This window comes from Lichenicoccus sp., assembly GCF_965276875.1.
Taxonomy (GTDB): domain Bacteria; phylum Pseudomonadota; class Alphaproteobacteria; order Acetobacterales; family Acetobacteraceae; genus Lichenicoccus.
Genome location: NZ_OZ255701.1, coordinates 404,897 through 427,500, shown reverse-complemented (window position 1 = coordinate 427,500; position 22,604 = coordinate 404,897). Strand labels below are relative to the sequence as shown.

The following is a 22,604-nucleotide window of genomic DNA, read 5'->3' as shown; positions in this document are numbered from 1 at the left end:
GTGGACATTATCGATCGTCGCCCCAATCCGCACGGCAAGAACATCGAAAACCGCCAGCGCGTCCTCGCCAGGGCGCGTGACGCGGTGCAGCGTGCCGCGCGCGACGCGGTCGCCTCCGGCAAGCTGCGCGAGGTGGCGCAAGGCAGTGCGGTGTCGATCCCGTCGGACGCGCTGCACGAACCCAGCCTGCACCGGGTGTTTACCGGTGGTAGCCGCGACATCGTGCTGTCCGGCAACAAGGTCTATTCGCGTGGCGACCGTATCCAGCGTCCGCCGTCTTCGGGCAGCGCCGGCGGCGGGGCAGGGGAGGCCGGCGAGGAAGGCGGCGGCGAGGACAGCTTCCGCTTCGTCCTGACCCGCGACGAGTTCCTTGACCTGTTCTTCGACGATCTGGCTCTGCCGGACCTGGTCAAGCGCGAGATCACCACCACCGAGAGCATGAGTTCCAGCCGCGCCGGCCTCAGCAATGACGGCGCCCCCTCGCAGCTCGATCTCAGCCGCACCATGCGCTACTCGATGGCGCGAAGGATCGGCCTGCGCCGGCCGAAGCCCGACGCGGTGCGTGAACTCGAAGCCCGGATTGCCGAACTCGAAGCAGGCACGGACCTCACGCTCGCATTGCACGACGAGCTTGCAGCACTCCGCCACGATCTGGCCACCGCCCTACGCCGACTCAACCGTGTGCCGTGGATCGACCCGGTCGACCTGCGCTACCGGCGCTATACGCAAACGCCAAAACCGTCGACGCGGGCGGTGATGTTCTGCATCATGGACGTGTCCGGCTCGATGACCGAGCGCATGAAGGACCTCGCCAAGCAGTTCTTCCTGCTGCTGCACGTGTTTCTCGAACGGCGCTACAAGCGGGTCGACCTGGTGTTCATCCGCCATGCCGAGGCGGCTGAGGAAGTCGACGAGGACACGTTCTTCAACGATCCGCGCACCGGTGGGACGATCGTCTCCTCGGCACTGCATGAGATGATCCGCGTCCAGCAGGATCGCTACGCCTCATCGGGCTGGAACATTTATGTGGCGCAGGCCTCGGACGGCGACAACTCGGCCTCCGACACGCCAAAATCCTGCGCCTTGCTGCAAACCCGCATCCTGCCCGCCGTACAATACTACGCCTATATCGAAATTGTCGGGTCCGGCGCGATCATCCGCGGCGAGACCGATCTGTGGCGCGGCTACAAGCAGGTTGCCGAAACAATGGAGCGACTGGTGATGCGTCAGGTCGCGGAAAAGCGGGACATCTTCCCGGTGTTCCGTGAGCTGTTCGCCCGACGCGCGGAGGCGTCCCCATGAGCCTGATCTCGAACCGTGAACTGCCGGCCATGCTGGACCGGCCGCTGCCGACCGGGAACGGCTCGGAACTGCTCTATAATGGTGCCGACTGGAACTTCGACACCTTGCGGCAGTCCTATGATGCCATCGAACGCATCGCGGCGGACGAACTCAAGCTCGACATCTATCCGAACCGGGTCGAGGTCATCACCTCCGAGCAGATGCTCGACGTCTATACGTCGCACGGCATGCCGTTGATCTATAAGCATTGGTCGTTCGGCAAGCGCTTCGTCGGCCACCAGAACGCCTATCGTCGCGGCCTGATGGGTCTGGCCTACGAGGTGGTCATCAACTCCAGCCCCTGCATCTCCTATCTGATGGAGGAGAACAGTGCGACGATGCAGGCGCTGGTGATCGCCCACGCCGCATTCGGGCATAATCACTTCTTCAAGAACAACCGTCTGTTCCGCGAATGGACGGAGCCCACCAGCATCATCGATTATCTGGAGTTCGCCCGCTCCTATATTGCGCGCTGCGAGGAGCGCCATGGGGTGAGGGCAGTCGAGCGGATCATCGATGGCGCGCATGCGTTGCAGAACCAGGGCGTAAACCGGCATTCCGGCGCCAAGACGATGGATCTCAAGGCCGAGCAGCAGCGCGACCGCGAGCGGCGCGAGCATGAGGAGCGGGTCTATAACGATCTGTGGCGCACGCTGCCGACGTCACCCGCGGCGCAAGCCACCTGCACGCTCGCGGAACGCCGGCGCCGGCTTGGGCTGCCGGAAGAAAACCTGCTGTATTTCCTGGAAAAGAACGGCCCGAAGCTCGCACCCTGGGAGCGCGAGGTCATCCGCATCGTGCGGCTGGTGGCGCAATATTTTTACCCGCAGCCGCAAGCCAAGATGATGAACGAGGGCTGCGCCACCTGGGTGCACGAGGCGATCATGCGCCGCCTGCACGAGCAGGGCCGGATCAATGACGCGGCCTTCCTGGAGGTCATCCACTCCACCACCAACGTCATCACCCAACCCGGCTTCGACCATCCAGGCGGCGGCAGCTTCAATCCGTATGCGCTGGGCTTTGCGATGATGACAGATATCGCCCGTGTCTGCTCGGACCCGACCGCCGAAGACCGCAAATGGTTCCCCGAGATCGCCGGCAACAACGACCCGATCGGCACGCTCAAGCACGCCTGGGCCGAATACCGCGATGAGAGCTTCATCCAGCAATTCCTCTCGCCCGCGGTAATGCGGCAATTCCGGATGTTCCGCCTGCTCGACGACGTCGCCAAGCCCTACCTCCTGGTAGACGACATCCACGACGAGACAGGCTACCGAGAAATCCGCCGCGCGCTCGCCCGCAGCTACGACCCCAGCCAGTTCTACGCCGACATCGAAATCGTCGATGTCGACCTTGCCGGCGACCGCTGCCTACGCCTGGAACACCGCACCCACCCTGGCATGCTGCTTTCAGAATCCGACGCCCGGGCCTCGCTTAAGCACCTCGCCGACCTCTGGGGCTACGAAGTCAAACTGATCGAAACCGACCCGCAGACCGACACGGTCCTCGCTACCCACAGCGTCTCGCCACCGAGAAAGCCGTGATCAGGCGGCGCTCGACACGAGGGCAAACCGAGCTTAGGTAGTCAATAGTACTACCCAGGATGAGGGACCAAGCCATGGTCACTTCGGTGAAGCTGGAGCAGGATCTGAAGGATCGGGTGCAACAACTCGCCGTAGACCAGCGCCGTTCTGCGCATTGGGCCATGCGTTGGCGATCCGTCAGTACGTTGATCGCGAGGAGGCCCGCAAGAGCTTTCACGAGGAGGCGATGGCCGCCTGGGCAGAGTATCAGGCCACGGGGCGGCATCTAACCGGCAAAGAGACACGCGACTGGTTGCGCGGCTGGGGGACGGAGGCGGAGACCGATATCCCGCCGTGCCACGAGTAGTTATTACGGCCGGTGCCGCGCGCGGGCTGAAACGATGTAGGCAGTTCCTGAACGACAAGGACAGCCGTGCTGCAAACCGCGCTGCGGCCAAGATTGAGCGTCAAATGCTCCTCCTCGAAACCGCACCGACCATCGGCCGACCGCTCGGCGAGCAATCCGAGCTTCGCGAACTGGTAATCGAGCTCGCCTAGGGCGGCTATGTAGCCCTCAGTCGTTATGAGGAAAGTGAGAAGGCTGTTTTCATTCTGGCCTTCCGTTGAAATGAAGTTCATTGCGACGCCGACATATGCTTCCTGGTCGTAGAATTCCCGGTATGGGCGGTGGGAAGCCTTCTTGCCATCCTGGCGTGAAGCTTCCGCGATGTCGTCGGTTTGCGCCATGCGCAAACGGGGCTATGGGTGCTTGTAGTAGATTTTGACAATGGGCCTGTCACGTCGAGATTGACAACGCGCGGCCGCACGTAGCATCGCCGCAGTTGTCATCCTCACCAAACAAGGAGCCTAGCCATGCCCAAGTTCGTTGAAATGGACTCCGCCGTCACCTTGGCCGATCAGCTCAAGGGCGAGGTCGGCCCCGTCGTCCTGATCAATACCTTTATTGTGCCGTCCGAGGATGCCGACCGTCTGTTCGCCGTCTGGGCAGCAGATGCCGGGATCATGAAGCGCCAGCCGGGCTTCATTTCCACCCAGCTTCATCGCGGCATTGCGGGTAGCGGCGTCTTCCTGAACTATGCCGTGTGGGAGTCGGTTTCCCGGTTTCGTGATGCCTTCAGCAACCCCGAGTTCCGGGCACGGCTAGGGGAATATCCCGACAGCGCCGTAATCAGTCCGCACCTGTTCCAGCCTGTTGCCGTACCCGGCATCTGCATCGCCTGAGGTGAACACGCGCCCGTTACCACCTGCACAGAAATGTCGGCGCGACATCAAGACCGAAATCGCTGTGGGCTCATACGGGAGTAACCTTACAAGCGGCTTAGCGTGCGTGTGTGGACAAGCCGTGCGGCAACGCTTCGAACCAAGATCCTAGATTGGCATAATATGTATTATACGACATACGCGTGTAAGCGCCGGATTAAAATGTCCGCTTTGAGCCGGATAGAAATGTCCTTGGTCTCCTGCCTGCGCTCATGCTGGGGCTTTTGGGAGGCTGAGCATGGGGTTGGTGCTGATGGACGGACGCGAGCTGCATCGCGTGGGCGTGCTGGCGGAGATCCTTGACGGCGGTCGTAGCGTCGCCTCCGGGGCTGCGCTGTTGGGGCTGACGGCGCGGCAGACCCGACGTTTGGTCGAGAAATACCGGACGCGTGGCGCTCCCAGCCTGGCGCACGCCCTGCGCAGCCGTCCCTCGAACCGACGCAGGCCTGCGGCGCTACGCGACCAGGTCCTGACGCTAATCCGCACGCAGTATCAGGGATATGGCCCTACCTTGGCCTCGGAGCAGCTACTGGAGCGGCATGGGCTGCGGGTGCCGCGCGAGACCCTCCGTGGCTGGATGCGGGCAGCTGGGCTTTGGCTGACTCGGGCGCAGCGGCGGACCTTCCATCAGAGCCGGCCGCGGCGGGAGCATTCTGGCGAACTGGTGCAGATCGACGGCTCCGAGCACCGCTGGTTTGGTCCGGAGCACCCCTCCTGCACGCTGCTGGTGTTCATCGACGACGCCACCAGCCGGCTGATGCAGCTGCGGTTCGTTCCGAGTGAGAGCACCCACAGCTACTTCGCCGCACTGGAGGGCTACCTGACGACCCACGGTTGCCCGGTAGCCTTCTATTCCGACAAGCACACCGTGTTCCGCGTGGCCAAACCCGATGCAATCGCTGGTCAAGGCATGACCCAGTTCGGCCGGGCACTGGCAGAACTCAATATCGAAATCATATGCGCCAACTCCAGCCAAGCCAAAGGCCGCGTTGAGCGTGTCAACCGGACGCTGCAGGACCGGCTCGTTAAGGAGCTGAGTCGTGAGGGCATCATCACCATCGAGGCAGGAAACGTCTTCTTGCCAGCGTTCGTAGAGCGGTTCAACACCCGCTTCGCCGTGCCCCCTGCTCGTCCCGGCGATCTGCATCGACCTCTCAAGGTCACGCTGGCACGGCTGCGCGACGTCCTGTGCCGTCGGGAGATGCGGTATGTCGGCCAGCAACTGCAGCTCTCATGGCAGCGTAAGCTCCTGATCCTTGAGCGCAACGCGTTGACCGAGACACTTGCGGGTAAGCACGTCGAGCTATTCGACTTCGGCGATGGGCGAGCGGAGGTGCGGTGGAACGGCGTATCCCTACCCTACGTGACGTTCGAGAAGGATCAGCGGGTGACGCACGCGGCCGTGGTGGAGAACAAGCGGCTGAGCGAGGCGCTGGCGATGGTGCGGGAGATGCAGGCCAAGGCGCTGCCCGTGCCGCGGATCCGAACCAGCAGCGAGCGAGCGGGATATGTTCCCCGCAAGCGACCGCGAGGCTGCCCGCTGATGTCACAGCAGCATAGGAACCGGAGTCTTGGTGGTGCTGAATAAAGCTTTCGATATGCGTCAATGACAAATATTCCGTTCATCCACTTACGAAAGGAACTCCGAGGCGACGAATGGCGGCCGGTATGGCCTATCGGTATTCGACCCGCCTTATTTGAAGCCGGTCAACATATCGAACAGGCGCATAACCTTTTAGTTGAAGCTTACAAGTATGGCGGCGGCCATGTTGGCCCCGTTGATGAATGGTGGTCGGCGTTGAGGCAGGACCCAGAATACGATCCGTCGGTGTTTTTTCTCGCAATTGATGAGAATGATCAAGTTGCAGGCTTGGCCCAATGCTGGACAAGCGCCTTTCTCAAGGACTTGGCCGTTGCTGAAAGATGGCGGCGCAGAGGCATCGGCGAAGCACTCGTGTTGCAAGCCTTTACCTCCTTCCAAGCGCGGGGTGCCGAGCATTTTGATTTGAAGGTAGTGGTCGACAATCCGACCGGAGCCGCCCGCCTATATCAGCGCCTCGGAATGAAGCTGGCAACGTAACCCGATGACCGCCCTTCCGTTACCCCTGGCTCGATCAGGTCCGACCGAGCTGAAGTAGGACATTTCTATCCGGCTTCCAACTGGACATTTCTAACCGGTTGCAACAATGAAGCTGAGGTCGTTGGGTGAAGCAGCTTTTTCCCGATGCCCTTCCTATTGTGTCTTGTGGATCAGTGTCGCTCTGCGCTTTCGAAACAACCAAGGGCAAGACGGTTACCCATGCAGCACTTCCTTCTACTCTGGCCGTTTAACAAGTTTTATTCTTTTGGTCCGGATTGCCTTGGCTAGCGTCTGCAAGACTTGGCGCATGAATGCCTCACTGAAGTGTCCGTAGGCGTGGGTTGGCGGATCGTAGCTGATCGGCTCGACGTGGTAGGAACCGGGCAGCACGTCAATGTTTCCCTCGTCTACCAGTATCCAGCTCTGCATCGTACCGCTTAGCTTGAGCCGCCGGCGCTCGGTCTCGGGGACACGCAGGGCAAGCCGGTTCGCTCCCGGCTCCTGTGTCGTCATCGGGAACAGTGCCACCCGGTCGCTTTTGCCCGTGATCGGCACCACAACGCAGGTTGGACGTGCCTTGCGGCCATGCTCCGCGCCTTGGTCATGTTCCCGACCCATAAGAAGCGGTAGCTGATGACAAGGCCTGTGCGGACCTCGTCAGCCGTCATGCCCGTGCTCACGCTCGTACTGATCAGACAGCCCGAGTAGGCCCTCCTCGATCTCCTGTGGCATGTCTTCCAATGTAAAGTGCGTGCGCGGGTCGCTTGGGCTGGTTTTCGCCAATCGCTCGTATTCGTCGACGCTCATCAACACGAAGCGCGGGCGGCGATGGTGTGTGATGACAACCGGTGCGCGCATCGCCGCGTCAGTGATCGCGCCTACTTGCCTGTTCAGGTCCGCCGTCGTGAATCGCTGCATCGGTCAATCCGCTCGCAATATCCGTATTCTATGTGATGCTTGGTCTGTCGTCCTGCTAGCGTTCCTTTGGCGTCTGCAAGGTTTTCCGTAGGGACCAGCCTCGTTGTGCCGGGTGGCCACACCGAGGATCCGAGCCAGCCCACTCGCCAGCCCCAGGGTGGTTAGTATTGAGGCCATCATGCTGACCAGGGTCGTTGCCGACAATGCTGGGCCCAAAAAGCGCTGCTCCACCGCACCGGCCGACAGGATCGAGCCCCCGGACGATCCGCCGATCGACGCGCGCAACCAAGTCCATACCATGCCGTTCGGGTTTTACTTGCGGCAAAGGTTGCCAAGTTCCGGCATTGACGCGGAAACCTTGGCCAAACCTGACCCTTCTTACAGCAGCTGTCGCTGTCGGTTGGAACGCGACCCGTTCGACGCGACGGCTTTTCTCTGGGAGGATCCACATGACCAAGATCACGCTCTGGGGCTTCAACGGTTCAACCTATGTCCGGACGGTGCGCATGCTGCTCGCCGAGAAGGACGTCACCGACTATGAGCAGGTGCCGGTCAACGTTCTCGCAGGCGAGCCGAAAAGCCAGGAACACCTGAAGCGCCATCCGTTCGGCAAGGTGCCGGTCGTGGATGTGGACGGCTTCCGGATCATCGAGACGCTCGCGATCACGCGTTACCTGAACGCCCTCCTGTCCGGCCCGGCGCTTGTGCCCTCGGACCCTGGGGACGCGGCGCGGATGGACATGGTGACCAGCATCATCGATAGCTACGGCTACGGCGCCCTCGTCGGCGGTGTCGTGGCCTACCATCTCTTCCCCGACTTCGTCGGCGGCAAGAACGAGGAGATGCACCACAGCGGCATCGAGACCGGCAAGTTGGTCATCGGCGAACTGATGCGGATCAGGGGCGGCTCGCCCTACCTTGCGGGCCAGGATGTCAGCATCGCCGACCTCTATCTTGCGCCGATCCTCGCCTACGTTGCCATGACCCCCCACAAGGACGAGTTCCTCGGGCTGCCTGGCGTCCAGGCCTGGTGGGAGCTGATCTCCGGCCGTGCGAGCTTTGGCTCGACGCAGCCGTGACACCATTGAGGATCGTGCCACGGCACTCCACAAGGCCGAACCCGCGAGCACACGCGGGACAGGCTGGGCAGTGCTGACGGCTATTGCTCTCCCAGCTCGTCGAAGTTGACGCGGGCGTAAAGGCTGTCTACCGGGATTTCGGCGGTGATCTCTGGCAGTGCCAAGGTGTCGCCGGCCTTCAGGGTCTGGAAGTGCCATGGCTCGTTGTTTTCGCGCCAGAGGACGGTGAGACCGATAACGGTCTGCTCGACGATCACATAGCGCTTGATCGAGGGGACCACGGCGTATTCGTCCGGCTTGATTATCCGGTCTTCCCTGACAGATGACGGGCTGACTACCTCAATGACGATCACGGGGTTGGGGACCAGGCGATTGCGTCCGTCGAATGGGCTGCAGGTCACCACTCCGTCGGGGTAGCGAACAGTCTTGCCTTCGGTCTGCACGCCGGCATCGGACGCCAGTGCCTCGCAGGGGCCGCTGTCTTCCAGGCGGAGGCTGAGCTGCAGATTGATGTTGCGAGTGATCCTGGCATGGTTGCCGGAGCCGCCAGTCATGGCAACGGGCTGAAAGCCGTCGAACTCATAGCGTTCGTCCTGGGCCTCTGCCCAGTCGAAGAACTCGTCCTGCGTCATTGGCTTGCGGAGAGCGATGCTCATAGTTGCAACTCTAGCACCAAGGGGCCCAGGTGCCCGAGGAATTTCGAGCGGCCATTCTGCCTTTAGGGGCGTTCAAACATCATGCCGCCGACCTAGACGATGAGGGTGTTCGGGTAGGTGCTGAGCTTCTGGTCGGTGCTGAGCAACCGAACCTCGCGTTCGATCGCTTGCGCGACCAATAGACAGTCGAATGGGTCGCCATGATGCGGTGGGAGTTGCTCAAGACGCACGATGTGCTTTACCCCGAGCCGCTGATCCTGCACGCGTTGCCGTGCGAGTTCGCGCGCGATATCGGCGATCGGCAGCGCCAGCTGCAACTTGCTGAGCGTGACCTTGATCTGCATCTCCCACAGGCTCGCCACCGAAAACAGGAAGTCGTTGGTGGCGTCGACCAGGATCGAGAGGCCAGCTGGACTTATCGTCGTGCCGTTCAGCACGCGGATGATGATGTTCGTGTCGAAGAGATAGGTCGCCATGGAGTGTCGATTTTCTGAGCATTATCGAAGATGGATCAGCGCTTCGGGCGAAAGTGCATCATCAAAATCCTCGTGCGCGGTCAGTCTGCCCCGCAATGTTCCGAATTCGAGCGCGCTCGGGCGCACGAACCGGATCAGCTTCGCGACAGGCATGCCGTCGCGCGCGATGACAACCTCATCCCCAGCCTCGGCAAGCTCAACCAGCTTCGAGAACTGCGTCTTTGCCGCGTGTATGTTGAAGGTATTGGTGGTCATCGGGAGCCGTCCTGCGTGGTGGTGGCTTTGGCGTTCAGGTGTTGCCGCTTCAGCGCCAATGCCAGCCGCCGTCAGTTCGTGATTTGCAGATGGAGAGAAATGCGGTCGAAGCTGCGGTGTCGGCCACTATGCCGAGGACAGTGATTCCCACGGTGTGATGCCGGCTCAGCACCGGGATCGAAAGCGCCAACCAAGGACATAGGCTGATGAAGAGAAACGAAGCGAGGCTTCCCCATCCCTGCCAGGTTATCGGGAGCCCTGCCCTATAGCCGTAGCGCTTTGGTGCGAACCATGGCCTGTGTTGACTGTCCGACACGTTGAACATGCCTCCAGAGGTGGATCGTAGCGCGTTCAGACGGTTATCAAAATCCATTCCGATGTGACGGAGTTCCCTTGAGACGCTCAGAATGACCGCCGAGAGCCAAACCCGCCGGCTGCTGGATATCATGGCGGCACTTCGCCATCCCGAGACCGGTTGCGCCTGGGACCTGGCACAGGATTTCGACAGCATCGCACCTTATGCGATCGAGGAGGCCTATGAGGTCGCCGACGCGATTGCACAGCGCGACTTCGAAGCCCTGCCTGACGAGCTTGGGGATTTGCTGCTGCAGGTGGTTTATCAGGCGTGCCTGGCGGAGGAAGCTGGTTTGTTCGGCTTTGACGATGTGGCAAAGCGGATTGCCGACAAGCTGGTGCGGCGGCATCCGCATGTGTTCGGTGATGCGGCCCTGCGCGCGGATTTCTGGGAGGAGAGCAAGGCGGCTGAGCGCGTGCGTCGGGCCGAGACCGGGGTGCTTGCTGGTATTCCGCGGGGCCTGCCTGCCCTCACCCGTGCCTGCAAGTTGAGCGCGCGGGCTGCGCGGGTTGGGTTTGATTGGGCTGAGCCGGCGCGGGCGGTCGACAAGCTGGAGGAAGAGACGCTGGAGCTGCGGGAGGAACTCGCGGCAGGCGATCGGGCGAGGCTTGCGGACGAGCTTGGCGATGTGTTGTTCGCGACAGCCAATGTGGCGCGGCAGCTTGGTTTGGACCCGGAGGTCTGCCTGCGCGGCGCCAATGACAAGTTCGCGCGCCGGTTCGAGGCGATGGAGGCGCACGTGGAGCAGGCGGGATCGTCGCTGCAGGAGCACTCGCTGGAGCAGATGGAGGCGCTGTGGCAAGCAGTCAAACTTAACGAATTGGGGTCTGGGGCCTAAAGGCCCCAGCGGGGTTTGGGGCAGAGCCCCATGACTTACTCTGGCATTAGCAAAGCGCGTAAGGCCAGCCAGCTCTCCTGGTCCGGGGCGCAGATCAGGCCGCCGGTGCGGTTGGCGGGGCGGTAGGGGGAGCCGTCGAAATGGGCGGCAAAGCCGCCGGCTTCGCTGTGCAGCAGCGTGCCTGGCAGGTGGTCCCAGGGCATCAGGCGGTTGAAGATCAGGAAGTGGCAGTCTCCTGCGGCGAGGGTGCGGTAGGCGTGGGCGGCGCAGCGGTAGTCCCAGGAGCCGGCGACGTGGACGAGGTTGCGGGAGACGGTGTCGCGCAGGTCATCCGGCAAATAGCGGCAGGCGACCTGGCCGGTCATCAAATTTGGGGACGTGGGGGCCGCGGCGCGCAGCGGCGTTCGGGTGCCGTCGGCGGCTTCGCTCCAGGCGCCCTGCCCGCGCACCGCAATCGCGCTGTCGTCGCTGATCGGGTCGTGGATAATCGAGGCCACGACTTCGCCGCGGCTGATGACGGCGGCCATGACGCCGAACAGCGGCACGCCGGCGGCGTAGTTCGAGGTGCCGTCGATCGGATCGACGACGATGGCGAGGTCCGCGTTGCCAAGGCGGTCGAGCAGGGTCGGGTCGCGGGAGCTGGCTTCCTCGCCGACGATCAGGGCGTCCGGATGCAGGCGGGTGAGGCCCTCGGTGATCAGCACTTCTGCGGCTTCGTCGGCGATTGTGACCAGGTCGTGCGGTCCGGACTTGGTGCGGATTGCGTCGGGGGTCAGGCGGCGGAACCGCGGCAGGATTTCGAGTCGTGCGGCGGCGCGCAGCACCTGGTTCATCTCGGCGGCGTCGCTGACTGAGAACATGGGATCAGATGTCCGGTTGGCCGTGCCGTTGCTCGAAGCGCGCCTGGTCGGCGGGCAGCATGCGCACGGTGAGCCGGATTGCGGTCTCGGTGTCGTCGCGGGCGGTGATTTCGCCGTGCGCGTAGAGCCAGGCCAAGGCGGCGCCGTCCTCGACGGGGATTGCGTAGGCGGCCTCTGCCATCGCGGCCAGCAAGCGGCGGTCGATGTCCTGCGTGAGGCTGTTCAGGCCTTCGCCGGTGAGGGCGGAGATCACCACGGCGTCGTCGCGCGCCGGCACATTGGCGATGCCGCCGAGGAGGTCGGCCTTGTTGAGCACTTCGATGCTGTGCGGCTGCCAATCGGTGTCGAGCAGGCCTTCGAGGACGGCGTGGACATCCTGGCGCTGGGCGGCGGTCTCCGGGTGAGCGGCGTCGCGCACATGCACGATGAGATCGGCTTCGGCGACCTCTTCGAGGGTGGCGCGGAAGGCGGCGACCAGCTCGGTCGGCAGCTCGCTGATGAAGCCCACGGTGTCGGACAGGATCACTCGTCGCCCGGAGGGCAGTCGCAGGCCGCGCATGGTCGGATCGAGGGTTGCGAACAACTGGTCCTGGGCGTGGACAGTGGCGCCGGTGAGGGCGTTGAACAGGGTGGATTTGCCGGCGTTGGTGTAGCCGACCAGGGCGACCACCGGGAACGGCACGCGACGGCGCGCCTCGCGGTGCAGGCCGCGGGTGCGTCGCACCTGTTCGAGGTCGCGGCGCAGGCGGACGATGCGCTCGCCGATCATGCGCCGGTCCGCCTCGATCTGGGTCTCGCCGGGGCCGCCGAGGAAGCCGAAGCCGCCGCGCTGGCGTTCCAGATGGGTCCAGGATCGCACCAGACGGCTGCGCTGGTATTCGAGATGCGCGAGCTCGACCTGCAGCGTGCCCTCTCGGGTGGCGGCGCGTTCGCCGAAGATGTCCAGGATCAGGCCGGTGCGGTCGATGACCTTGCAGTCGAGCGCGCGCTCCAGGTTGCGCTGCTGCACCGGGCTGAGCCTGGCGTCGATGATGGCAACGGTGACATGGTCGGCCTCGATGGTGTCGTGGAGTGTTGCGATTTGGCCGCTGCCGAGCAGGGTCGATGGACGGCGTGTGCGCAGCGGCAGTATGGCGCTGTGCACGATGTCGAGGCCGATCGCGGCGGCGAGACCCACCGCCTCGTCGAGACGGGCCTCGGCCGCGCGCTGGTCGTCGTGATGCGCCGGCCGCTCCCAGGGCAGAATGACGGCCGCGCGTGTCGGGCCAGGGCTGGTGTCCGCGGCCGCCACTCAGGCGACGCCGCCGGCGGGCACCGTCTCCTTGCTGCCATTGGGCATCGCCTCCTTGGCTCCGAGGGTCATGGTGGTCGGCGACGGTCCGGCTTCCGCCTTGCCGGGCTCCTTGCTTTGGTCGAACAGGGCGATCGGTGCTGCCGGCATGACCGTGCTGATCGCGTGCTTGTAGACCAATTGAGTATGGCCATCGCGACGCAGCAGCACAGAGAAATTATCGAACCAGGTGATGATGCCCTGCAGCTTGACACCATTGACCAGGAAGATGGTCACCGGGGTCTTGGAGCGCCGGACATGGTTCAGGAACACGTCCTGAACATTCTGAGTGGGGTCTTTTGCCACGACAGACCTTTATACGTTTTTGTTGTTGGCGGAGCCGAGACAGTAGCAGCCGCTGGGCTCGCGGAAAAGCTAGCCGCGGTCGTCCGAGTTCACGCCGAGCTGTTTGAGCTTGCGGTGCAGGGCGCTGCGCTCCATGCCGACGAAGCCGGCGGTGCGGCTGATATTGCCGCCGAAGCGCAGCAGTTGCGCCTGCAGATATTGCGTCTCGAACAGGTCGCGCGCCTCGCGCAGCGGCAGGCCCATGACGTCGGCGGCCGGATCGAAGCGCAGCAGCGCCGGCGCCCCCTGCCCGATCGACGGCGGCAGCATGTCGGCGCGGATCGCCTCCGCATTGTTGCCCGGGACCATGATCAACAGCCAGTCCATGGTGTTGCGCAGTTCGCGCGCATTGCCCGGCCAGTCGTAGCTCTGCAGCGCGGCCAGAGCATCGGCGGAGAGTTCGCGCATCGGCAGGCCGGCGATCTCGGCGGAGCGCGCAAGAAAGGCACGCGCCATGTCGGGGATGTCGTCGCGTCGCTCGCGCAGGCTGGGCACCCGCAGCGGCACCACGGCGAGCCGGTAATACAGATCCTCGCGGAAGCGGCCGGCTGCGATCTCCGCCTGCAGGTCGCGGTTGGTGGTGGCGAGCACGCGCACGTCAACCTTCACACGAGCGGCGCCGCCGACCCGCTCGAAAGTCTGGTCCTGCAGGGCGCGGACGATCTTGCCCTGCGTCTCGATGGGCATGTCGGCGACCTCGTCGAGCAGCAGGGTGCCGCCATGGGCGCGTTCGAGCACGCCCGTGCGTCGACTTGGCCCCTGCCCGTCCGCGGCACCCTCGAGGCCGAACAGCTCCTCCTCGAAGCGTGCGGGTGCCAAGGTGGCGCAGTTCAGGGCCAGGAACGGCCCTTCGGCGCGGCGCGAGCGGGCATGGATCATGCGTGCCGCGACCTCCTTGCCGGCACCGGCGGCGCCTGAGATCAGCACGCGCGAGCCGGTGGGGGCGACCCGTTCGATCTGCGCACGCACCGCCTGCATGATCTGGCTGTCGCCGCGAAGCGACGTCTCGGGACCAGCGCGCAGGCGCAGCTCGGCGTTCTCGCGCGCCAATCGCGCTGCCTCCAGGGCGCGCCGCACGACCAGAAGCAGACGGTCGGCCTGGAATGGCTTTTCGATGAAGTCGTAGGCGCCGTGTTGCAGGGCGGCGACCGCGGTCTCGATGGTGCCGTGCCCGGAGATCATCACCGCCGGCACGCCGGGTTCCTCACCCTGGATTGCCTTGAGGATGCCTAAGCCGTCGAGGCGCGAGCCCTGCAGCCAGACGTCCAGGATCACCAAAGAGGGCCGGCGTGCGCGGAACGCGGCAATGGCGGAGTCGGAGTCCGCGGCGATCCGGGTCTCGTAGCCCTCGTCGCGCAGCAGTCCCTCGACCAGCAGCCGGATGTCGGGTTCGTCATCGACGACCAGGATTTCATGCGCCATCGACGCGGCTTTCGTCGTGGACGAGTTCTGTGATCGGGCAAGGCAGGATCAACGTTGCAATGGCTCCGGTTCCTTGGGCGGCGTCTTCGAGTGTGACGGCGCCACCATGGTCCTCCATGATCTTTTTGACGATGGCAAGGCCCAGGCCGGTGCCTTTCGGCTTATGCGTCACGTAAGGCTCCATCAGGCGAAGCCGGTCCGCACTGGGTAGCCCGACCCCATCATCGGCGACGGACACCGTCACCTCGCGTTCGTCCGAGCGCACCCTGACCCGGATGGTTCCGCGTGATCCGGGAGGCGGCAGCATGCCGATGCCGTCGGCGGCGTTCTGCAGCAGGTTGGTCAGCGCCTGGCCGAGCAGCCGGCGGTCACACGGCACGACGGGCCCGCGCTCGGGCAACTCGACCGCGAAGTTGATGTCGGGATGGGCGGTCTTTTGCAGGATCAGCGCCTCGCGCACGATCCGCCCCAGGTCGTGGGGCTGGATTTGCGGATGCGGCATGCGCGCAAACGCCGAGAACTCGTCGACCATGCGGCCGATATCGCCGACCTGGCGGACGATGGTGTCGGCGCACTGGCTGAAGGTTTCAGGGTCGCTGGTGATCTCGCGCAGGAATCGGCGTTTCAGCCGCTCGGCGGAGAGCTGGATCGGGGTCAGCGGGTTCTTGATCTCGTGGGCGATACGTCGTGCGACGTCCGACCAAGCCGCCTTGCGCTGCGCGGATTGCAGCTCGGTGATGTCGTCGAAGGTCACCACGTAGCCTTCGGTGACGGCGCCCTTCATTTCCGGCCCGATCCGCACCAGCAGGGTGCGACGGCCGCTCTGCACCTCCGCCGTCTGCGGCCGCTCGGGGCTCTGGCCGGCCAGGGTCAGCAGGTTTACGAACTCCGGGGCGAGTTCGGCGAGCGGCTGCCCCACCGCCTGCATCAGGTCCGAGCCCAGGAGCTGTCCGGCGGCGAGGTTCGGCAGTTCGATACGCTGTTCGGCGTCGAGCCCGATGACCCCGGCCGAGACTCCCGAGAGCACCGCCTCGGTGAAGCGCCGGCGCTCGTTGATCTGACCATAGGCCGCCATCAGCTCGCCGCGCTGGGCGGCGAGTTCGTCGGTCATCCGGTTGAAGGCGCGCGACAGGCCGGAGACCTCGTCCTCGCGTTCGGCCTCCGGCACGCGCACGCCGAGATCGCCTTCGCGCACCCGTTCGGCGGCGAGGATCAGCAGGCCGAGCGGGCGGGCGATCTGGTTGGCGAGCACCAGCCCCACCAGCACCGCCGCGGCCAGCACCAGCAGGGCGACCAGCGCGAAAATCATCACGAAGGTGATCTGCAACCCGGAGCGGTTATGGTCCAGACGGTTGTAGTCGGCGACCACCTGCTGGGTCTTGCGCATATGCTCGAGGATCACCGGGTCGACCGGGCGGGTGATGACCAGCATCAGGCGCGGCGGCGAGACGTCGCCGAGGCCGACCACGGCGCTGACCGTGCGCCCGTCGGCGGAGTCCTCGATGGCGACGTCGCCGGATCGTGCCAGCATGGTCGCGGATTCCGGCGGGATCGTCACGCCGAGCGGATTGTAGATGTCGTACGAGGCCAGGATCTGGTTGTTGTTTGGATCATAGATCGCAGCCCAGGCGAGACCGCGCAGATAGACCTGGTCGGAGAGCATCTGCTGGAGGGTGCTGCGGCTCATGTAGGAGACGGCGCCGTTCTGCGACAGGTCATTGACCATCTCCAGCGCGTCGACGCGGATGTTGTTGTTGTGCTCGCGCAGATAGCCGGTGGAGGCGGCCAGCGCCTCGTTGAGCGCGGTGTGCACCCGGTCGTTGAACCAGAGCTGGATGCCCATGTGGAAAAATGCCGCGGCGAACACAGCGACCACGGTGGTCGGGGCGACTGCCACGACGCCGAACAGCAGCACCAGGCGGATATGCAGCCGCGAGCCGGCGAGCCCCCGCCTGCGCTCGCCAAGGATTTTGGCCAGGCGCGCCACCAGGGCTGCGGCCAGCAGGATCAGGACGACAAGGTTGGAGGCGACCAGCGCGAACTCGACTCGCGGACGGTTGGCCAGACGCATGCCGCCCGACAGCACCACGAAGGTGGCGAGGCCCAGTGCCAACGCCGTGGTCGCCAATACCAGCGTGCCGACCCGGCCGAGCAGGGCGGCGCGCAATCGGCGCGGTGGCCAGAAAGGCCCCGCCGTCTCCCATGCCGCGCGTCTAGCCAATCCCGCGCACCACGGGGATTTCGAGGTCGCGGATTTTCTTGCGCAGGGTGTTGCGGTTGAGCCCGAGCATCGCCGCCGCCTTGATCTGGTTGCCCTTGGTCGAGGCCAGGGTCATCTGGATCAGCGGCCGCTCGACCTCGGAGATCACCCGGTCATAGATGTCGCGCAACGGCAGCCCGTCCCGATTGGATAGCAGGAACTGACGGATGTGTCGTTCGACCGCGGCGACCAGCGGCTCCTGGTGCTGCCCATGCTGCTGCCCTGGTGCGGCGGTCGCGCCGCCGTCCGGGGACAGCGCATTCTCGGCGAGTTCATTGTCGATTACCTCGGCGCTGATCGTCTCCTGCGGGTAGAGGGCGGCGAGCCTGCGGATCAGGTTCTCAAGCTCGCGCACATTGCCGGGCCAGCGATGCGCCGAGAGCCGCTCCAGTGCGGCGTCGGACAACGTCTTGGCGGCCAGGCCGCTCTGCTGCACCTGTTCCAGGAAGTGCCGCGCCAGGATCGGGATGTCCTCGATCCGCTCGCGCAGCGGCGGCAGCCGGATCGGCACCACGTTGAGACGGTAGAACAGGTCCTCGCGGAACATCCCCGCCCGGATCGCCTGGCGCAGGTCGCGATGCGTCGCGGCGATGATCCGCACGTTTGCCTTGACCGGCAGACGGCCGCCGACGGTGGTGAACTCGCCTTCCTGCAGCACGCGCAACAGCCGAGTCTGCGCCTCGGGCGGCATATCGCCGATTTCGTCGAGGAACAGCGTGCCGCCGGCCGCCTGCTCGAAGCGTCCCTGGCTGCGGTTGGTAGCGCCAGTGAAGGCGCCGCGCTCATGGCCGAACAGCTCGCTTTCGATCAGCTCGCGCGGGATCGCCGCCATGTTGATGGCAACGAAGGGGCCTGCGCGCCTGCGGCCGTAATCGTGCAGCGCGCGCGCCACCAGCTCCTTGCCGGTGCCGCTCTCGCCATTGACCATGACGGTCAGGTCGGCGGTGGTGAGCCGGGCGATGATCCGGTAGATATCCTGCATCGCCATCGAGCGGCCGATCAGCGGCAGCCGCTCCTCGGCGTCGCGCGGCGCCGGCGGCGGCCCGGGCGGCAGCGGGGTGGCCAGCGCCCGCGCCACCACGGACAGCAGCTCCTTGAGGTCGAACGGCTTGGGCAAATATTCGAAGGCGCCGCGCTGGGTCGCCTTGACCGCCGTCATCAACGTCGATTGCGCGCTCATCACGACCACCCGCAGCTCGGGCCGGATGCGCTTGATGCGTGGGATCAGGTCGAGCCCGTTCTCGTCGGGCATCACCACGTCGGTGATCACCAGATCGCCTTCGCCTTCCTCGACCCAGCGCCAGAGGGTGGCGGCATTGCCGGTGGTGCGGACCTGATAGCCGGAGCGGCCGAGGGCCTGGGTCAGCACGGTCCGGATGGAACGGTCATCGTCGGCGACCAGAACGGTTGGCAGCGTCATGGAGTCTCTCGGTATGCCTGGGCCCGACCCATGGCGGCTATCTTGGATCCGCATCGTCGATCATCACCGGCAGATACAGGACCACCTCGGTCTTGCCGGGCACGCTTTCCATCTCGATGATCCCGCCATGGTCGCCGATGATCTTTGCCGCCAGTGCAAGACCAAGGCCACTGCCCGATGTCTTGGTGGTCAGGAACGGCTCGAACAGATGCGGCCTGATGGCTTCGGGAATACCGGGTCCGGTATCGCGCACGGTGACCACGAGCGGCAGATGCACGCGCTGTTCGGAGCCGGCCGCACCCAGGCGCATGCCGTGCCGATAGGCGGTGCAGAGAGTGATCTCGCCCGGGCCGTGCCCGTTGGTGTAACCGGCGCCGGCTGCTTCGGTCAGTGCTTCGGCCGCGTTCTTGACCAGGTTCAGCAGGACCTGGACGAGTTGGTCGCGATTGCCGTGCACCGGCGGCAGCGAGGGGTCGTAGTTCTCGACGATCCGCAGATGCGCCGCGAACCCTTTTTGCGCCAGCGCCCGCACATGCTCGAGCACGCGATGGATGTTGACCGGGCCGCGCTCGATGCCGTGCTCGTTGAACATCTCCATGCGCTCGACCAGGGCGCGTATGCGGTCAGCCTCGTCGCGGATCAGCACGGCGAGCTCGCGGTCGTCCTCGGCGACCGTGCTCTCGAGCAACTGCGCCGCCCCGCGTATGCCCGACAGCGGGTTCTTCACCTCGTGTGCCAGGATCGCCGCCATCCCAGAGACGCTGCGGGCGGCATTGCGGAAGGTGAGCTGGCGATCCAGCGCCCGCGCCGCGGAAGCGTCGTGCAGGGTCAGCATCACCGCGCCCGGCTCGCCGGCAAGCCCGGTGCCCTGGACGGTGATGCCGGTGCGGTGCAGCCGCGGTCCGTCGATGGCCAGCTCGTGCTCGACCACCGCGACGCCGAGGCGGCGTACCTGCTCGACCAGCAGAAAGATCGGATGGTCGCGCGACAGAAAATCGCCGAGCACGTGCTGGCGGAGTTGCGGCAACGACATGCCGAAGAAGTGCTCGGCGGCGCTGTTGGCGAACAGCAGCCGGTTGGCGGCATCGAGTAGCACCACGGGTACCAGCAGGCTCTCGATCATGGCGGCATGATCGACGGACGATGCAGATAGTGCATGCCCCGACACTGCACGCTCGGGTGCCGCGGCATGAATGAGCGCCGCCCTGGCGCGCGAAATCGCGGCCCTCACGCCGCCTCACGCCCTGGCTCTTGCCCCGCCTCGCGCCTCAGGCCGAAATCGATCTGGCGCGCATAGAACGCGGCGATCATCGCCATCGCGGCGTCGGCGTCATCGACATGGTTGAATGCGGCCCGGAACGACGCCGAGCCCGGCAGCCCGGCCGAGTACCAGGACACATGCTTGCGCGCCAGCCGCAGCCCGGCGTGACGGCCGAAATGCGCCAGCATCGCGCAATAGTGTTCGAGCACGATCGACAGCTCGGCCGCGAGATCGGGCTCGGCGCGCGGGGTGCCGTGCGCAAGGGCGGCCGCGAGGTGAGCAGGGAACCAGGGTCTGCCGTAGCAGCCGCGCCCGATCATCACCCCGTCCGCGCCCGACTGCGCCAGGGCTGCGCGCGCCGCCGAAAGACTGGTGATGTCGCCATTGACCACCACCGGCAGCCGCGTTGCGCGCTTGACCTGGCCGACGAACGACCAGTCGGCGGTGCCGGTATAGAATTGCTGGCGCGTGCGGCCATGCACGGTGACCATGCGGATGCCGCTTTCCTGGGCGATGCGGGCCAGGGCCGGCGCGTTCAGATTGGCATGGTCCCAGCCCATGCGCATCTTCAGGGTCACCGGCACCCGCACCGCCTGCACGACGGCTTCGAGCAGGGATCCGGCCAGCGCCTCGTCGCGCATCAGCGCCGAACCCGCCATCTGGCCGACGGCGACCTTCTTCACCGGGCAGCCGAAATTGATGTCGATCAGGTCGGCACCCTGGTCCACCGCGATGCGCGCGGCTTGCGCCATTGCCGCCGGCTCGCAGCCGGCAAGCTGGATCGCGGTCGGGCCGGCATCGTCCGCCACCCTGGCCATACGCAGAGTCGCCTCGTTCTCGCGGATCATCGCCCATGAGGCAATCATCTCGGAGACCACCAGACCAGCCCCAAGCCGGCGCGCCAACGTGCGGAACGGCAGGTCGGTGACCCCCGACATCGGGGCCACGATCACCGGGACTTCGAGCCGTAGGCCGCCGAGATCGATCGGTTTCAGGGCACCGGCCGCGGCCGGAGGCTGATCGCAGGGTCGGCCCGGTGCCATCCCTTCGGCGTTGCGTTCACCAATGCTCATGATTTGTGCAGAATACGCGACGGGTGCGCTGCATGCAATCGCCTGCGGATCACGCCGTGAGACGTCCGAGCTTGACCGCGGCAAAGCAATGCACGAAGCCACGGAGTGCGAGGAGACGAGCCGATGCCAACGGACCTGCCGGACCGCCCTGCTTTGCTGCCGCGCACCGGCATCGGCTTCGACGTGCATGCCTTCGGCGAACCGCGGCCGCTGCTGCTATGTGGCGTCGTGGTGCCCTTTGAGCGCGGGCTTGCCGGACACTCCGACGCCGATGTTGGGCTGCACGCGCTCTGCGATGCGATCTATGGGGCGCTGGCGGAGGGCGATATCGGCCAGCATTTCCCGCCGAGCGATGCGGCGTTCAAGGATGCCGACAGCGCCCGTTTTCTGAAGCACGCAGCGTCCCGCATCGCTGCGCGCGGCGGCAGCCTGATCAATGTAGACGTGACCCTGATCTGCGAACATCCCAAAATCGGCCCACACACCCTCGCGATGCGGGCGCGGCTGGCGGACCTGCTCGATGTCGAAGCCAGCCGTGTCTCGGTCAAGGCGACGACGACCGAGCGGCTCGGCTTCACCGGCCGCGGCGAAGGAATTGCCTGCCAGGCGTGCGCGACGGTGCTGGTGCCGTAAGCAACAGCTCTATCCCCGAGGAAAGGCAGCTTCGCAGGCCCTGCCTTTTGATCGAGACCACGGCCTCGACATGGTAGCCTTGCGGCACGCCGAGGGTGGCGAAAGCAGCTTCGAAATCGAGCTTGAAACAACGAAGATCATTGCCTCGGCATGCGACACGTAGGCGCGATTGAACGCGGCGATCAGCTCCCCACAAGCACCGACTCGATCGGGCAATCCGCGACCCGTTCCGTCATAAAGCCAACTCACATGATCTTGTCGCGCAAGCCGGGGCTCAACGCAGGGCGCAGATCGCCACCACCACGGGCACGATGCCGATCACGACCCATGAGCCCATTGCCACCGTCGCCGTCCAACGTGCCATGCTCTGGGTAAAACCACGGCGACGCGGCGTCTCGAGAATGGTTTCGTTCAACATGGTTCTCCTTCGACCTTACCCGGAGGCTTACCAAATCCCGCGCAGGGTTAAAGTAACCAATGCTCTCAAGCACCCGCTCAGCCCCAATGCTGCGTTGCACAATCAGCATGGGTCGGCTGACCCAAAAGCGGGCTCGGTCAGTCGCATAAAGTAGTCGGTCTGGATGATCTGTTCGGTCAGGTGCGCCGCGTGCGCCGAAGAGACTGGGTCCTCGCCCCAGATCGCGTGCTGGAAGATTGCCTCCAGGCGCGACAGAGTGACGGCCTGCGCCGCCTCGATTTGGCGTTCCGCGAGAGCCAGTCCCAGCACCAGGCTGCCGAGCGCCGGCACCGCCAGATCGAGCCCAGCCAGCACCCTGGCGGGGAGTTCCTGCAACACCTCTCGTAGCGTCTCGAACGCCGTCGCCTGCAGCACCAGCGGCATGACGCCGCAGGTGACCGGCAGCGCCACGCCGTGCCGGTCACGCAGCCAGTCCAGCCAGGGCTGCCATTGAGTCGCCTGCATCGCCGCGAGGCGCGGCGGGTCCGCGGCGCGATGGCACAGCAGGTCGCTTCGGGCGAAGCCGAGCAGCGCTGCCAGGGTCCGGTCCGGCGCCGCCTCGATCCGCTGGCTGCGGCCGACGAGGCTGGTCAGCGTCCTGGCGCCGGCCTGCCGCCATTCTTCCGCCACCGCGCAGGCCAGCTCCCGCGTCGCGCATCGCAGGACCCCGCCGTCAGGGCCTTCGAGGGCTGCGCCGTTGCACAGCACCGCAAAGCCGCCGCCGGCGAGCCCCATCACCTG

General features: G+C 65.1%; 24 protein-coding genes and 1 pseudogene. 9 read left to right on the top strand and 16 right to left on the bottom strand.

Features of this window, described 5'->3' with window-relative positions:
• The 3 genes from ACQY4K_RS02190 to ACQY4K_RS02180 are packed head-to-tail and all read left to right on the top strand — an operon-like array spanning window position 1 to window position 3,154.
• Window positions 1–1,302 carry a YeaH/YhbH family protein gene (locus ACQY4K_RS02190; protein ID WP_428393040.1) on the top strand — a complete coding sequence of 434 codons (1,302 nt, stop codon included), beginning with the start codon at window positions 1–3 and terminating at the stop codon, window positions 1,300–1,302.
• Window positions 1,299–2,885 (top strand): SpoVR family protein, encoded by a 1,587-nt coding sequence (locus ACQY4K_RS02185; protein WP_428393038.1) that lies wholly within the window; start codon window positions 1,299–1,301, stop codon window positions 2,883–2,885. Before ACQY4K_RS02190 ends, ACQY4K_RS02185 begins: the two co-directional genes overlap by 4 nt.
• 59 nt (window positions 2,886–2,944) lie before the next feature.
• Complete coding sequence (locus ACQY4K_RS02180) at window positions 2,945–3,154, top strand: ribbon-helix-helix protein, CopG family (RefSeq protein WP_428393036.1); 210 nt, start codon at window positions 2,945–2,947, stop codon at window positions 3,152–3,154.
• Here the strand turns inward: ACQY4K_RS02180 and ACQY4K_RS02175 are convergent.
• Window positions 3,132–3,611, bottom strand: a complete 480-nt coding sequence (locus ACQY4K_RS02175; protein WP_428393034.1) for a hypothetical protein — start codon at window positions 3,609–3,611, stop codon at window positions 3,132–3,134. The two genes, ACQY4K_RS02180 and ACQY4K_RS02175, sit on opposite strands and share 23 nt — an antisense overlap.
• Window positions 3,612–3,737: 126 nt before the next feature.
• Between ACQY4K_RS02175 and ACQY4K_RS02170 the strand changes: the two genes are divergently transcribed.
• The 3 genes from ACQY4K_RS02170 to ACQY4K_RS02160 all read left to right on the top strand — a co-directional run bounded on the left by ACQY4K_RS02170 (window position 3,738) and on the right by ACQY4K_RS02160 (window position 6,225).
• Entirely contained in the window at window positions 3,738–4,106 is a 369-nt protein-coding gene (locus tag ACQY4K_RS02170) for an antibiotic biosynthesis monooxygenase family protein (RefSeq protein WP_428393032.1), read from the top strand.
• A 277-nt stretch (window positions 4,107–4,383) separates the two neighbouring features.
• Window positions 4,384–5,733, top strand: a complete 1,350-nt coding sequence (locus tag ACQY4K_RS02165; RefSeq protein WP_428393031.1) for an ISNCY family transposase — start codon at window positions 4,384–4,386, stop codon at window positions 5,731–5,733.
• Between the two features lie 18 nt (window positions 5,734–5,751).
• Window positions 5,752–6,225: a GNAT family N-acetyltransferase gene (locus ACQY4K_RS02160; protein ID WP_428393029.1), complete on the top strand. Its 474-nt coding sequence runs from the start codon at window positions 5,752–5,754 to the stop codon at window positions 6,223–6,225.
• Window positions 6,226–6,459: 234 nt separating this feature from the next.
• Here the strand turns inward: ACQY4K_RS02160 and ACQY4K_RS02155 are convergent, their stop codons facing one another.
• Window positions 6,460–6,783, bottom strand: coding sequence for a hypothetical protein (locus tag ACQY4K_RS02155; protein ID WP_428393027.1), 324 nt, complete (start codon window positions 6,781–6,783; stop codon window positions 6,460–6,462).
• A 99-nt stretch (window positions 6,784–6,882) separates the two neighbouring features.
• Entirely contained in the window at window positions 6,883–7,143 is a 261-nt protein-coding gene (locus tag ACQY4K_RS02150; protein WP_428393025.1) for a type II toxin-antitoxin system prevent-host-death family antitoxin, read from the bottom strand.
• 449 nt (window positions 7,144–7,592) lie between these two features.
• Here ACQY4K_RS02150 and ACQY4K_RS02145 point away from each other — a divergent pair, with 449 nt between their 5' ends.
• Window positions 7,593–8,222 carry a glutathione S-transferase family protein gene (locus tag ACQY4K_RS02145; RefSeq protein ID WP_428393023.1) on the top strand — a complete coding sequence of 210 codons (630 nt, stop codon included), beginning with the start codon at window positions 7,593–7,595 and terminating at the stop codon, window positions 8,220–8,222.
• Between the two features lie 80 nt (window positions 8,223–8,302).
• Here ACQY4K_RS02145 and ACQY4K_RS02140 read toward each other — a convergent pair whose 3' ends face one another.
• The 3 genes from ACQY4K_RS02140 to ACQY4K_RS02130 all read right to left on the bottom strand — a co-directional run bounded on the left by ACQY4K_RS02140 (window position 8,303) and on the right by ACQY4K_RS02130 (window position 9,609).
• Entirely contained in the window at window positions 8,303–8,878 is a 576-nt protein-coding gene (locus ACQY4K_RS02140) for a Uma2 family endonuclease (protein ID WP_428393021.1), read from the bottom strand.
• A gap of 92 nt (window positions 8,879–8,970) precedes the next feature.
• Window positions 8,971–9,354, bottom strand: a complete 384-nt coding sequence (locus ACQY4K_RS02135; RefSeq protein ID WP_428393019.1) for a type II toxin-antitoxin system VapC family toxin — start codon at window positions 9,352–9,354, stop codon at window positions 8,971–8,973.
• A 21-nt stretch (window positions 9,355–9,375) separates the two neighbouring features.
• The gene (locus ACQY4K_RS02130) at window positions 9,376–9,609 is read right to left on the bottom strand and encodes a type II toxin-antitoxin system Phd/YefM family antitoxin (RefSeq protein WP_428393017.1); all 234 of its coding nucleotides are present in this window, start codon (window positions 9,607–9,609) and stop codon (window positions 9,376–9,378) included.
• A 407-nt stretch (window positions 9,610–10,016) separates the two neighbouring features.
• On the opposite strand from ACQY4K_RS02130, the gene mazG reads away from it, so the two are divergent.
• Window positions 10,017–10,802, top strand: coding sequence for a nucleoside triphosphate pyrophosphohydrolase (gene mazG / locus ACQY4K_RS02125; RefSeq protein ID WP_428393015.1), 786 nt, complete (start codon window positions 10,017–10,019; stop codon window positions 10,800–10,802).
• 35 nt (window positions 10,803–10,837) lie between these two features.
• On the opposite strand, the gene ACQY4K_RS02120 is transcribed toward mazG, so the two are convergent.
• The 8 genes from ACQY4K_RS02120 to dusB form a co-directional block, all read right to left on the bottom strand.
• Window positions 10,838–11,662, bottom strand: a complete 825-nt coding sequence (locus ACQY4K_RS02120) for an inositol monophosphatase family protein (protein WP_428393013.1) — start codon at window positions 11,660–11,662, stop codon at window positions 10,838–10,840.
• 4 nt (window positions 11,663–11,666) lie between these two features.
• Window positions 11,667–12,953, bottom strand: a complete 1,287-nt coding sequence (hflX, locus tag ACQY4K_RS02115) for a GTPase HflX (RefSeq protein ID WP_428393011.1) — start codon at window positions 12,951–12,953, stop codon at window positions 11,667–11,669.
• Entirely contained in the window at window positions 12,954–13,298 is a 345-nt protein-coding gene (hfq, locus tag ACQY4K_RS02110; RefSeq protein WP_428393009.1) for an RNA chaperone Hfq, read from the bottom strand.
• A 69-nt stretch (window positions 13,299–13,367) separates the two neighbouring features.
• A complete protein-coding gene (locus ACQY4K_RS02105; RefSeq protein ID WP_428393007.1) occupies window positions 13,368–14,759 on the bottom strand; it encodes a sigma-54-dependent transcriptional regulator in 1,392 nt (463 codons plus the stop codon).
• Window positions 14,749–16,926 carry an ATP-binding protein gene (locus ACQY4K_RS02100; protein ID WP_428395907.1) on the bottom strand — a complete coding sequence of 726 codons (2,178 nt, stop codon included), beginning with the start codon at window positions 16,924–16,926 and terminating at the stop codon, window positions 14,749–14,751. The genes ACQY4K_RS02105 and ACQY4K_RS02100 overlap by 11 nt, the downstream gene beginning before the upstream one ends.
• A 46-nt stretch (window positions 16,927–16,972) precedes the next feature.
• Window positions 16,973–18,439, bottom strand: coding sequence for a nitrogen regulation protein NR(I) (ntrC, locus tag ACQY4K_RS02095; RefSeq protein WP_428393005.1), 1,467 nt, complete (start codon window positions 18,437–18,439; stop codon window positions 16,973–16,975).
• 37 nt (window positions 18,440–18,476) lie between these two features.
• Window positions 18,477–19,562, bottom strand: a complete 1,086-nt coding sequence (locus tag ACQY4K_RS02090) for a two-component system sensor histidine kinase NtrB (RefSeq protein ID WP_428395905.1) — start codon at window positions 19,560–19,562, stop codon at window positions 18,477–18,479.
• Between the two features lie 104 nt (window positions 19,563–19,666).
• The gene (gene dusB, locus ACQY4K_RS02085; protein WP_428395903.1) at window positions 19,667–20,743 is read right to left on the bottom strand and encodes a tRNA dihydrouridine synthase DusB; all 1,077 of its coding nucleotides are present in this window, start codon (window positions 20,741–20,743) and stop codon (window positions 19,667–19,669) included.
• A gap of 177 nt (window positions 20,744–20,920) precedes the next feature.
• Here dusB and ispF point away from each other — a divergent pair.
• Window positions 20,921–21,406, top strand: a pseudogene (gene ispF, locus ACQY4K_RS02080) (2-C-methyl-D-erythritol 2,4-cyclodiphosphate synthase); the annotation flags it as partial.
• Between the two features lie 274 nt (window positions 21,407–21,680).
• On the opposite strand, the gene ACQY4K_RS02075 reads toward ispF, so the two are convergent.
• Window positions 21,681–21,824 carry a hypothetical protein gene (locus ACQY4K_RS02075; RefSeq protein WP_428393003.1) on the bottom strand — a complete coding sequence of 48 codons (144 nt, stop codon included), beginning with the start codon at window positions 21,822–21,824 and terminating at the stop codon, window positions 21,681–21,683.
• A gap of 102 nt (window positions 21,825–21,926) precedes the next feature.
• On the bottom strand, window positions 21,927–22,601 hold the full coding sequence (locus ACQY4K_RS02070; protein ID WP_428395892.1) for an ATP12 family protein: 675 nt from the start codon (window positions 22,599–22,601) through the stop codon (window positions 21,927–21,929).
• Window positions 22,602–22,604 lie beyond the last annotated feature (3 nt).